Origin of the sequence: Desulfovibrio desulfuricans, from assembly GCF_024460775.1 — a bacterium.
GTDB classification, from domain to species: Bacteria; Desulfobacterota; Desulfovibrionia; order Desulfovibrionales; family Desulfovibrionaceae; genus Desulfovibrio; species Desulfovibrio desulfuricans_E.
Genome location: NZ_JANFYZ010000001.1, coordinates 176,951 through 188,727, shown reverse-complemented (window position 1 = coordinate 188,727; position 11,777 = coordinate 176,951). Strand labels below are relative to the sequence as shown.

At 57.3% G+C, this 11,777-nt stretch carries 9 protein-coding genes and 1 tRNA gene; 9 read left to right on the top strand and 1 reads right to left on the bottom strand.

The annotated features are described in order from the left end of the window. Positions 1-18 precede the first annotated feature (18 nt). From NE637_RS00755 to NE637_RS00745, 3 genes are all read left to right on the top strand, one after another. Positions 19-1,773 carry a methyl-accepting chemotaxis protein gene (locus tag NE637_RS00755; protein ID WP_227119410.1) on the top strand — a complete coding sequence of 585 codons (1,755 nt, stop codon included), beginning with the start codon at positions 19-21 and terminating at the stop codon, positions 1,771-1,773. 264 nt (positions 1,774-2,037) lie between these two features. Beyond that, the gene (locus NE637_RS00750; protein ID WP_227119411.1) at positions 2,038-3,603 is read left to right on the top strand and encodes a carboxylesterase/lipase family protein; all 1,566 of its coding nucleotides are present in this window, start codon (positions 2,038-2,040) and stop codon (positions 3,601-3,603) included. Positions 3,604-3,705: 102 nt separating this feature from the next. Next, the gene (locus NE637_RS00745) at positions 3,706-5,319 is read left to right on the top strand and encodes an aldehyde dehydrogenase family protein (RefSeq protein WP_227119412.1); all 1,614 of its coding nucleotides are present in this window, start codon (positions 3,706-3,708) and stop codon (positions 5,317-5,319) included. A 95-nt stretch (positions 5,320-5,414) separates the two neighbouring features. Here the strand turns inward: NE637_RS00745 and NE637_RS00740 are convergent, their stop codons facing one another. Continuing rightward, positions 5,415-6,233 (bottom strand): phosphodiesterase, encoded by an 819-nt coding sequence (locus NE637_RS00740; RefSeq protein ID WP_227119413.1) that lies wholly within the window; start codon positions 6,231-6,233, stop codon positions 5,415-5,417. Between the two features lie 256 nt (positions 6,234-6,489). Between NE637_RS00740 and NE637_RS00735 the strand changes: the two genes are divergently transcribed. From NE637_RS00735 to NE637_RS00710, 6 genes are all read left to right on the top strand, one after another. Beyond that, on the top strand, positions 6,490-7,542 hold the full coding sequence (locus tag NE637_RS00735) for an ABC transporter ATP-binding protein (protein WP_227119414.1): 1,053 nt from the start codon (positions 6,490-6,492) through the stop codon (positions 7,540-7,542). A 156-nt stretch (positions 7,543-7,698) separates the two neighbouring features. Further along, entirely contained in the window at positions 7,699-8,982 is a 1,284-nt protein-coding gene (locus NE637_RS00730; protein WP_192111711.1) for an ABC transporter substrate-binding protein, read from the top strand. A gap of 76 nt (positions 8,983-9,058) precedes the next feature. Then, on the top strand, positions 9,059-9,943 hold the full coding sequence (locus tag NE637_RS00725) for a carbohydrate ABC transporter permease (RefSeq protein ID WP_192111710.1): 885 nt from the start codon (positions 9,059-9,061) through the stop codon (positions 9,941-9,943). Further along, on the top strand, positions 9,940-10,776 hold the full coding sequence (locus NE637_RS00720; RefSeq protein ID WP_227119415.1) for a carbohydrate ABC transporter permease: 837 nt from the start codon (positions 9,940-9,942) through the stop codon (positions 10,774-10,776). The genes NE637_RS00725 and NE637_RS00720 overlap by 4 nt, the downstream gene beginning before the upstream one ends. A gap of 339 nt (positions 10,777-11,115) precedes the next feature. Continuing rightward, positions 11,116-11,424: a c-type cytochrome gene (locus NE637_RS00715; protein ID WP_215646607.1), complete on the top strand. Its 309-nt coding sequence runs from the start codon at positions 11,116-11,118 to the stop codon at positions 11,422-11,424. 139 nt (positions 11,425-11,563) lie between these two features. Further along, positions 11,564-11,639 (top strand) — tRNA-Val (locus tag NE637_RS00710). Positions 11,640-11,777: the final 138 nt, after the last annotated feature.

Sequence of the window (11,777 nt, the reverse complement as noted above, 5' to 3'; positions counted from 1 at the left end):
TGTGGGTTTGTCGTAGGCATGGCAACCCTTTTTTTCACCAACACCCACATGTCCACACTGGTTTTTACGGAAGTAACCATTCCCCAGCTTTCGGCTGCATTGCAGTCAAAATATGAATACGGCCTGAAAAGTGTTGTGGATGTTGCCGCGCAAGATCTTGCCGACAGGCTCAAGGGAGTTTCTGACCCCAAGGAGCAGTACGCGCTGATTGAAAAATACACAGATTATCAGCGTTTCTTTCCCAACGACGAGGGGTACCTGTTTACCTACAAAACAGACGGCACCCGTATAAATGTGCCCACCAACAAGGCGCAGAACGGCAAAAACGTTATTGATCTCAAGGATAGCGACGGAGTCTATTTTATACGCGAGTTGATTGAAGCCGCCAAAAAGGGCGGAGCGTTTGTGGCTTACCGCTTTGACAAGCCGGGGGCTGGCATACAGCCCAAACTGGCATACACACGCATGATACCAGGCACTGACGTCATCATCGGCACTGGCGTGTATATCGACAGCGTTGAGGCGGAACGCACCCGTGTTGCCAATCTGGTTGCCGAGAGAAATGACCATTACGATAACCTTGAGCTGCTTATTGGCGGGGGCATCCTTGCTATCATTCTTGGCTTTGCATGGCTGATTACCCGCATTATCTGCCTGCCCTTGCGGCAAATCACCGGCGAAGCGGAAAAGGTCGCCCAAGGTCAGGAGGCCGCCCTGCCCGCACTCACAGCATCCTGTCCGCTCGAAATCCGGCGGCTCAATAGTTCGCTGGGCATGATGATAGAAAACCTGCATGGCCGCATTGAAGAAGCAGCAGACAAAACCCGTCAGGCCGCTGAAGCTCTGGATCACGCAAAAGTAGCGCAGGCCGCAGCCGAAGAAGCCAAGCTGCGTGCGGAATCTGCCCGGAGGGAAGGCATGCTCGCTGCCGCCCATCAGCTTGAATCCATTGCCGAGGCGCTCTCCTCCGCTTCATCTGATCTCTCGCACCAGATCAAACGATCTGATGAAGGCGCGGAAGAATCTTCCAAGATGCTTTCTGGCGCAGCCACTGCCATGAATGAAATGAACGCCACAGTTCAGGACGTTGCCAGAAACGCCGGGCTGGCATCTGGCGCATCGCTTGAAACCCGCGACAAGGCTCTTGCTGGCGCAAAGATCGTGCAAAACGCCGTGGAAAGCATCACAGAAGTGCAGACCCATTCGCTTTCACTCAAGGAAGACATGAACCGCCTGAACGAGCACGCGCAGGCCATTAACCAGATTATGGGCGTCATTTCCGACATTGCGGACCAGACCAATCTGCTGGCGCTGAACGCGGCCATCGAGGCCGCCCGTGCTGGCGATGCCGGCAGGGGCTTTGCCGTTGTGGCGGACGAAGTGCGCAAGCTGGCGGAAAAGACCATGGTTTCCACAAGCGATGTGGCCAAGGCCATTCAGGCCATTCAGGACAGCACCGCCAAAAGCATGAAGGGTGTTGAAAACGCTGTGGGCTCCATCGGCGTGGCTACGGATCTGGCCGGGCAATCCGGCGCGGCCCTGCAAGGCATTGTGGAAGTTGTGACCGCCACGGCAGATCAGGTGAACGCCATTGCCGCCGCCAGTGAAGAACAGTCGGCAGCAAGCGAAGAAATCAACCGCAGCATTGTTGAGGTCAATGAGGTTTCGCGCCTGACGGCAGAGGCCATGAATCAGGCTTCCACAGCCGTTGCCGACCTCACCGAGCAGGCCAAAAAGCTCGCCGCCCTTATTCAGGAGATGAAGCAGGGCTAGGCTGCTCTCCCCGTCATTCTGGTTCCCGGTTTGCGCTTGCACGGCGCAGACCGGGAATCTTTGTTTTGCAGGTGGAACGGCATGCGGCGGCATGCAAGTTAGCTCAAACGCACAGGCAAACGCTCCTTGCGTTTTTGTCCGCAACACGCCACATTTGCAAAACGTTCTGCAGCGGGCGGTCTGTTGCAGTGCGCCTGCGAGGCAAACTCCTGTACAGGCAAGTGACCCTGTGAAGCGTCCCATTGTCCCTTTTCAGGAACGTTCATGAAAAACCGCATCCTCATCCTGGTGGTGTTGCTCTTGTGTGCCTGTGCCCGTCCAGTATCCCGGCATGAAACGTCCGCCGACACCCTTGCAGCCACACAGTACGGCAAGGTGCAAGGTTTTGCGGCGGCTGGCGTCAAAACATGGCTTGGCATTCCTTATGCCGCACCGCCAGTGGGCGAACTGCGCTTTCGGCGCAACCAGCCGCCTACGCCCTGGCAGGACGTTAAAAAGTGCGTGGCCTTTGGCAACAAACCTATCCAGTACATGAACATGTTCGGGCTTGAGCGTTCGCGGGTTCCTGCCAGCGAAGACTGCCTGTACCTCAACGTATGGGCGCCGCTGACCGCCGCCAAAGAAGCCAAGCTGCCTGTATTCGTATGGATATACGGCGGCGCGTACCACATGGGCGAAGGCAGCGACCCCATGTACGACGGCGCGTCCTTTGCCAGAGACGGCGTGGTCTTTGTCAATTTCAACTACCGCGTCGGCCCCTTGGGTTTTTATGATTTTTCCATGTACGACAAGAGGTTTGAATCCAACTGCGGCGTTTCAGACCAGATTGCCGCCCTGCGCTGGGTGCGCGACAACATAGCCGCATTTGGCGGCGACCCGAACAACGTGACCATAGCGGGCGAATCCGCAGGCGGCACGGGCGTGTACAACATGCTGGCATCGCCCGCCGCAAAAGGTCTGTTCCAGAAGGCCATCGCGGAGAGCGGCGTCACAGGAAATACCGAATCGCGCCGCATGGTCGAGATGAACAACACCATCTTTTTTGAAAAGCTGGGTATCAATCCGCGTACAGACATGGCCAAACTGCTGGATATGCCCGCGCAGGACATGCTTGCGGCGGCCACGTTCACGCTCAAGGAAGGCCCGCGCCGCCATCCCGGCATCTTCATGCCCGGCCCGGTCAAGGACGACCTGCTGCCCATGCACCCGTGGGAGGCCATGGCCCAGGGCAATGCTCGCGATGTTAAGGTCATTCTTGGCACCAACCGCAACGAAGGCACGCTGTTTGCCCTGCTGGGCCTGCTGCCCAGGGACTGGCAACAGGTGGAAAAGATGCTCCGCGACAATGGCGCTGCTGCCAGTATCCCCGCGGTATCGGAGCTGTACGCCAATGAAAAGGGCATGAAAAAGCTGACCACCCTCGCGGGCGACCGGGCATTTGTGGTGGATATGGTCAAAAGCGCCGATGCCCAGAGCGCCTTTAACAGCACCTATGTGTACCGCTTTGACTACGCCCCCTTGCTGCCGGAGCTGTTTTTGCTGGGCGCTGCACATTCAACGGAAATTTCCACCGCGCTTGCCACCAATGATCATCCCTTCTGGCTGCTCACGCCCGCATCACGCCGCGAGGAGCTTACGCAGTCCATGCACGGAGCGTGGCTGAACTTTGTAAAAACGGGCAATCCCAACGGCCCCGGCGTTGCGCCCCTGTGGCCGCAATACGAAGCAGGGCGGCGGCTCACCTATATTTTTGACCAGACAAACACCGTGGAATCGAATCCCCACGGCGCTGTCTATGAAGTGTGGAAAGATATTCAGCTGTACCAGTAAGTTGCGGGTCGGCTTCATTGACATGAAGCGCCCGGCTTCTTACCCTCCACACGACAACAACTTTTTCACTGCTTTCATCTGCTGAAAGTTCAGGAGGCACACATGACCGAAGCCAATATCCAGCCCGGCGCTGATTTTTCGCCGGATGTGGACAATATACCCGAAGATTGCGCTCTTGAACCGCTCCATGAGCGCCGCTACCTTGTTGGCGGGCGTTTGCTTGAGTGGAATGGCCCCGTGCACACCGTGCATTCGCCCCTGTATGTGAACGGCGAGCAGCGCGTCATCGGCTCCTGCCCGGAACTGACCGAGGCGGAATCTCTGGCGGCAGTGGAAGCCGTGAGCAAGGCGTGGGACAATGGCCGTGGAGCGTGGCCCACCATGCGCGTGGAAGACCGCATTGTCCGTGTGGAAGAATTTGCCCGCCGCATGCTGGCTGTGCGCGATCAGGTGGTGCGCCTGATGGTGTGGGAAATCTGCAAGCCGCTCAACGATTGCCGGGCGGAATTTGACCGCACCATCGACTACATCCGCGCCACTGTGGATGCCCTTAAAGACCTTGACCGCGCCTCCTCCCGATTTGTGATCGAGAGCGGCATTTACGCCCAGATCCGCCGCGCGCCGCTTGGGCCTGTGCTGTGCATGGGGCCGTTCAACTATCCGCTCAACGAAACCTTTACCACACTTATTCCGGCCCTGATCATGGGCAACCCGGTCATCGTCAAAACGCCCCGCATCGGCAAGCTGCTTTATGCGCCCCTGCTTGAGGCCTTTGCCGACTGCTTCCCCGCCGGGGTGGTGAACATCCTCTTTGGCGACAGGCGCGTGGCCATTCCCGCGCTGGAATCTGGCCGCATCAGCGTGCTGGCTTTTATCGGCTCAAGCCGCGCTGCCGATGCCCTGCGCCGTCACCATCCCTCGCCCCACAGGCTGCGCTGCGTGCTGGGGCTGGACGCCAAAAACGCTGCCATCGTGCTGCCCTGCGCCGACATGGATTTGACCGTATCCGAGGCCGTGACCGGGGCGCTGAGCTTCAACGGCCAGCGCTGCACGGCCCTGAAGATCTTTTACGTCCACGCTTCGCGCACCGAGGAATTTCTGGCAAAATTCAGCGAGGCCATTGCCGCCCTGCCCATGGGCCTGCCCTGGAAGCCTGGGGTCAAAATCACCCCGCTGCCCGTGCCCGGCAAGATAGACGACCTGCGTGAACTGGTGGACGAAGCTGTTGCCAAGGGCGCGCGCATTGCCAACCCGTGCGGCGGCACCTTTGACCGCACCCTGTATTACCCCACGCTGGTTGCGGGCGTCACCGCAGACATGCGCCTGCACACGGAAGAACAGTTTGCCCCTGTGGTGCCTGTGGTTTCGTACAACGACGTGTCGGAAGCCGCGGAGGCGGTAATAGCCTCGCCCTTCGGCCAGCAGGCCAGCATCTTCGGCACAGACCCCGATGCCGTGGCCGCGCTCATTGACCCCATGGTCAATCAGGTGTGCCGCGTCAACATCAACAGCCAGTGCCAGCGCGGGCCGGATACCTTCCCCTTCACAGGCCGCAAGGACTCTGCGGAAGGCACGCTCTCTGTCAGCGATGCGCTGCGCGCCTTCTCCATCCGCACACTGGTGGCAGCCAAGGGTTCCACCCCCAACAAGGAACTGATTTCGGACATCGTGCGCAACAGAAAGTCCAACTTTCTGTCCACTGATTTTCTGTTCTAGACGCTGATTTTGCTGGAAAACTAAAAGTTGAAGTAAAACATGAAAGGCCGCGTAAGCGGCCTTTTTCATTGCATAAAAACTGAGATTATTTTCATCTACCCCAACTTCGGCGGGTGGGAGAAGCTGAATGGTCCACGCTCGGCAAACTCCCCCGGTACGCGGCAGTAGTGCGTGTTCACCCGTCCATCAACAAAGTGGTGGAGCAAAAATGCCGGGGCTTCATCTGTAAAATCATCCCCGCCAGTGGCGCAGAAATCCGGCACTATGTGCATGCACACAGGGGGAGCCGTCAATGCTGCCACTCCGTGCCACATGGTGAACATGTACCTGTGCAGATGCCCGCAGCAAAGCCTCACATTGGGGAATTTCTCCAGTATGCGGCCAAGGCTCTCGCCATTTTCATATGGTTCGTCCATCACGCCAAGGGCTGTGATAAAGGGCGGATGGTGGGTAAAGACCAGCGTGGGTCTGCCTGGCTGGGCTGCCAGCGTTTTTTCCAGCCACGCCGCCACGGGCGCGTCAAAATGCCCGGAATGCGAGCCGGGGCGGGTTCCGTCAAAAAACACAAGCCGCAAAGGAAAATCCTCAACCGTATAGCACAGGTAGGGGGTAACCGCCGCATCCGCTGGGCAGTACTGCCCAAGCCCGGCCACAAGATTTTCACGCTTATCATGGTTGCCGGGTAGCACATACACGGGCATGGGCAGCGCAGACAGCGCCTCTGCCGCAATGACATAGCCGCCGGGCTGGCCGTTCACCGAAATATCCCCGCTCAGCACAAGGCAATCGGGCAGTTGCGGCAAGGCCGCAATGTGGCTCACGGTTTTTTCCAGCAGCAGCGCACCGTCAGACACGTTGAATGCCAGGCTGCGCCCGGCGCCCACATGCGGATCAGATATGTGTGCTACAAACATGCCAGTACCTCCCCTCGACATTTTCAACTATTTTTAATCACGGCAGCATGTTGCGGTCAAGCCAGCCTTTGTCACAAAACTGTAACGCTGCTGCCTGTAATGTAACGAATACGAAAGCTATCGTTCTTGCCACAAGGCGCAATTAGTGGTAATTAAAATCAAATTTTCTCCATGCAGGCAGCACGGCCTTGTGTTACGCCTCTGGAGCCTGACCGACCACGCCCACAAGCGCGCCCATCCACGAAAGGAGCTGAACTTGTCCGCAATACGTCTTGAAAACGTATGTAAACAGTGGGGTGCGACCCACGCTGTAAAGAACGTATCCTTTGAGATCAATGAGGGTTCCCTGCTTGTGTTGCTCGGGCCTTCCGGCTGCGGCAAATCTACCACACTGAGGCTCATTGCCGGGCTTGAGAGCGTTTCCGGCGGGCGCATCTACATTGGCGACCGCGACGTTACCGACCTGCCCCCGGCAGAGCGCCATCTGGCCATGGTGTTCCAGTCTTACGCGCTTTTTCCTCACCTCACAGTACGGGAAAACATCCTCTTTGGCCTCAAGGTGCGCAAAGTGCCGGAGGCCGACCAGATGAGGCGGCTGGACAACGCCGTTGACGTGCTTGGCCTTTCCGGCCTGCTGGAAAGAAAGCCCTCCGCCCTTTCCGGCGGTCAGCAACAGCGCGTGGCCCTTGGCCGTGCGCTTGTGGCCGAAGCGGCAGTGTGCCTCATGGACGAACCGCTCTCAAACCTTGATGCCAAGCTCCGGCTCGAAATGCGGCGCGAAATCCGCGACCTGCAACAGCGCCTGGGCATGACAATGGTCTACGTTACCCACGACCAGACAGAAGCCATGAGCATGGCCGACACCATCATTCTGATGCAGCACGGGCATATCGTGCAGAACGATGCCCCTGTCGCCATGTATTCCAAACCCGCCACTACCTTTGCGGCCAGCTTTATCGGCACGCCGCCCATGAACCTTCTGAGTGTTGCCATGTGCAGGGGGCAGGCGGTCATCAAGGGCAATGAATGCTGCCCTGTGCCAGGCGCTGTTGCGGCCGAATGCACGCTTGGCATCCGCCCCGAGCATATCCAGGTAACGCCTGACGGCCTGTGGGAGGCTGAAGTGCTGAGCATGGAATACCTTGGTGCGGATTCCGTGCTCGCTTGCAGCCTGGGCCAGCAGCAGGTGGCTGTGCAAATGGCAGGCAACCCCGGTTTTAAACCCGGCCAAAAGCTGCGCCTGAACTTTGCCGCCGATGCCCTGCACTTTTTTGAGACAGAATCGGGCAAGCGCATGGGCGCGGCATAGAACGCTTGCACCTTCACGCGGCATTGCGCGCCAATTTTGCTGTCTTTTGTCGCGCGACTGTCATAATCATCTAATTTTGATACACATTTGCCCCTTTTCGGTAACATTCAGGCGATAGTACGGATACAGCCCCCAAACCCCTTTGAGGAGAAATCCATGAAACGTATTCGCTCGTTGTTTTTGGCAATTTTCTGTATCTGCCTGTGCGCTGGCAGCGCGCTGGCGGCTCAGACCAACCTTACATTTTACTTTCCCGTATCCGTGGGCGGGCCCATCACCAAGATCGTGGAGGGCATGACCCAGGAATTCATGAAAGAAAACCCTGACATCAAGATTACGCCTGTATATTCGGGCAATTACCGCGACACTATCACCAAGGCCCTTACCGCCCAGCGTGGGGGCGAGCCACCGCATGTGGCCGTGCTGCTCTCTACCGACATGTTCACTCTCATTGATGAAAACGCCATCGTTTCCTACGACGAAATTGTCGGCAAGGACAACATGGCCTTCACCAAGGATTACTTTCCCGGCTTTATGCGCAACAGCCAGACCGAAGGCAAAACCTGGGGCATTCCTTTTCAGCGCTCAACCATCGTGATGTACTGGAACAAGGAGATGTTCAAGGAAGCAGGCCTTGACCCTGAAAAAGGCCCCGCCACATGGCAGGAACTGGTCGAAATGGGCAAGAAGCTCACCAAGAAGGACGAATCCGGCAAGGTCACCCAGTGGGGCGTTGCCATTCCCAGCACCGGCTATGCCTACTGGATGCTTCAGGCCCTTGCCATTACCAACGGCGTTGAACTGATGAACGATGCGGGCAACAAGGTCTTCTTCGACAACCCCAAGAACATTGAAGCCCTCCAGTTCCTCACCGATCTTGCCTACAAGTACGAAGTTTCGCCCAAGGGCACCATTGACTGGTCCACCACGCCCCGCGATTTCTTTGAGCGCAAAACCGCCATCATGTGGACCACCACCGGCAACCTCACCAACGTGCGCACCAACGCCAAGTTCCCCTTCGGCGTGGGCATGCTGCCCGCCAATACCCGCCTGGGCTCGCCCACCGGCGGCGGCAACTTCTACATTTTCAAAAATTCTACGCCCGAAGAACGCAAGGCTGCCGTCAAGTTTGTGCAGTGGATGACCACTGCAGAACGCGCCGCCCAGTGGGGCATTGATACCGGCTATGTGGCCGTGCGCCCCGATGCCTGGAAGACCGAACGCATGGAAACCTACGTGAAGGGCTTTCCTTATGCCGCCGTGGCCCGCGACCAACTGGCCCACGCCGTGCCCGAACTCTCCACCCACGAAAACCAGCGCGTGACCAAGGCTCTGGACGATGCCATTCAGGCCTCTGTTAACGGCTCCAAAAAGCCTGACGCCGCCCTCAAGGATGCCCAGCGTGAAGCTGACCGCATTCTGCGCCGCTACCAGAAGTAAACAAGCATTGTGCTGCCAGGGGGGATTGCCCCTCTGGCAGCTCTTTCGATTCAATCAGACGCAAGAGAGCAGCCCTATGTTCAAACCCGAAACCATGCGGCAAATCAACGCATGGCTGCTTTTGCTCCCCGGCTTTGCCCTGGTGGTGACGTTTACGCACTATCCTGCGGTGAGCACGTTTATCCACAGTTTTTTTATGGATGGCCGGGGTGGAGCGCCTGCCCAGTTCGTAGGGCTTGAGCAGTACCGCTATCTGCTGGACGACGAGGTTTTCCTCAAATCGCTGCGCAACAACATCATCTTTGCCTGCTGCACCATCCCCTGCTCCATGTCGCTGGCCATGCTCATGGCCTTTCTGGTCAATGCGCGGCTGAAGGGGCAGGCATTTTTGCGGCTGTGCTACTTTGTACCCACAGTGCTGCCAATGATCGCCGTGGCCAACATCTGGCTGTTTTTTTACACGCCCGATTACGGCCTGCTTGAGCAGTTGCGCTTTTTTCTGGGCGCGAGCACGGGCATTAACTGGCTTGGCAGCGAGCAGACCGCCCTGTTCTGCGTGATCAGTGTTGCAGTATGGAAGGATGCGGGATTTTTTATGATCTTTTACCTCGCGGCATTGCAGCAAATCCCACCCAGCCTTGGGGAAGCGGCCATGCTTGAAGGGGCTTCGCGCGCTTATTATTACCGCCGCGTGGTCATTCCCCTGCTCATGCCCACAACGCTTTTTGTGCTTATCAACGCCACCATCAACGCTTTTCGCATGGTGGATCACCTCTTTGTGCTTACGCAGGGCGGCCCCAACAACGCTACCTCGCTGCTGCTCTACTACATTTACGAAACCAGCTTCAAATTCTGGGATACGGGCTACGGCGCAACGCTGACCATGGTGCTGCTGGGCTTTCTTGGTTTTGCCGCCTTTGTGCAGTTTGGCATCATTGAAAAAAGGGTGCATTACAGATGAACGAACAGCGCAATATGTACGACAGCCGTGGATTTTCGCGCGTGCTGGACACCACAGCCGCCTGGATGCTTGCCATTCTGTGGGCTTTGCCGCTTTTTTACGCCATCTGGACAGCCTTTCACCCGGCGGAGTTTTCTACCCGTTTCAGCCTGACTGCCCCGCTGACGCTTGAAAACTTTGCCAATGCCTGGAAGGCCGCGCCCTTTGCCCGCTATTTCGTCAACACCATCATGCTGGTTACGCTGACCACAGGCATGCAGCTTGTGCTCTGCACTCTGGCGGCCTACGCCTTTGCCCGCTACAACTTCAAGGGCAAGGGCATCGCCTTTGCGCTTATTCTCATGCAGCTCATGATCATGCCAGATGTGCTGGTGGTGGAAAACTACTCCACCATGTCCAAGATTGGCGTGCTTGATTCCACCCTTGCCATCAGCCTGCCCTACATGGCCTCGGCCTTTGGCATTTTTCTGCTGCGCCAGACCTTCAAGAGCGTTCCGAAAGAACTGGAGGAAGCCGCCGCTGTGGAAGGGGCCAACACCCTGCAGGTGCTCTGGCATGTGTACGTGCCGTTGGCCAAACCCACCTACGCAGCCTATGCGCTGGTTTCCATCAGCACCCACTGGAACAACTTTCTCTGGCCGCTCATTGTGACCAATTCCGTCAATTCGCGCCCGCTGACCGTCGGCTTGCAGATATTCTCGGCTACGGAACAGGGCGTGGACTGGACAATCATCACCGCTGCAACGCTTATGACCTCCGGCCCGCTGCTGGTGGCGTTTTTGCTGTTCCAGAGGCAATTTGTGCAGTCGTTCATGCGGGCGGGCATCAAGTAGGCCGCACACGCCAACACGCGCAAACCACAATACCCAAGCCCCAACGGTTGCCGACCCGCAGCCGCTGGGGCTTAACGTTTGTGGGTATTACCACCTCATCACCTGTGCGTCCCTTAATGGCATCAGGCAGAATGCCTGCCCTACAATTAGCAATGACAGGCGTTCCAAAGCGGCAATGCGGGCTTTTCGTGATAACGTGGTTGGAAAACAGCCGCGATCCTGCCGCATAATACCCCTTGTGGAGTGCGGGTCTTGGGGCATATGCTGAAAAAGACCAAAAGTCTGGCTGCTGTGCGGCCAGGCTGACTTTTCAAACAGAGTAACCCACAGGAGAGTTCCATGACCTTTTCTGCTAACTCATTGAAAATTCTTTTGGCGGCCGGGCTGCTGCTGGCTGGTACTGCTGTTGCGGCTCAGGAGAGCGCGGGGACAGGGCAGGAGATGTACAACAAGCTGTGCTCGGGCTGTCATTCGGCCAGCCCTGCGGCAATGAAGGGCAAACCTGTAGATTCGCTGGTGGCTGGCATGGAAAGGGTCAAAAACCTGAGCAATGCCACAGGCGCCGCGGCCCGAATGCAGCAGACCGTGCAGAGCCTGAGCCCCGCGCAGGTGAAGGATATTGCGACATATCTTAACCAGATGAAATAACTGTAATCGCAGCAAAGTATCAGGCTGATAATCTGACAGCCCCAGCACTGTGACCGGGGCTGCTCTGCTGTAGCGCACAAAATTGCGCTTGCAATGTGCTGAATAACAGGGCATATAGCTGCCTGTGCTACGCTGTTTCGGGCAGTTAGCTCAGTTGGTTGAGCACCGCCCTTACAAGGCGGGGGCCACAGGTTCAAGTCCTGTACTGCCCACCAAATATGAAAGGGGTTACCTGTAATCAGGTAACCCCTTCTTTGTTTTCCCCAACACCATTCCCAAACGCGATATGAACTTTGGCAACTGGCAATCATCGCCACGAAGTCCACTTTTGCTCTCAATGCCACAAATTTTAA

Excerpts from the sequence above, each read along its gene's own strand:
- NE637_RS00755 (WP_227119410.1), top strand. The coding sequence starts at position 19 with ATGGCAACCCTTTTTTTCACCAACACCCACATGTCCACACTGGTTTTT.
- NE637_RS00750 (WP_227119411.1), top strand. The coding sequence starts at position 2,038 with ATGAAAAACCGCATCCTCATCCTGGTGGTGTTGCTCTTGTGTGCCTGT.
- NE637_RS00745 (WP_227119412.1), top strand. The coding sequence starts at position 3,706 with ATGACCGAAGCCAATATCCAGCCCGGCGCTGATTTTTCGCCGGATGTG.
- NE637_RS00740 (WP_227119413.1), bottom strand. The coding sequence starts at position 6,233 with ATGTTTGTAGCACACATATCTGATCCGCATGTGGGCGCCGGGCGCAGC.
- NE637_RS00730 (WP_192111711.1), top strand. The coding sequence starts at position 7,699 with ATGAAACGTATTCGCTCGTTGTTTTTGGCAATTTTCTGTATCTGCCTG.
- NE637_RS00725 (WP_192111710.1), top strand. The coding sequence starts at position 9,059 with ATGTTCAAACCCGAAACCATGCGGCAAATCAACGCATGGCTGCTTTTG.
- NE637_RS00720 (WP_227119415.1), top strand. The coding sequence starts at position 9,940 with ATGAACGAACAGCGCAATATGTACGACAGCCGTGGATTTTCGCGCGTG.
- NE637_RS00715 (WP_215646607.1), top strand. The coding sequence starts at position 11,116 with ATGACCTTTTCTGCTAACTCATTGAAAATTCTTTTGGCGGCCGGGCTG.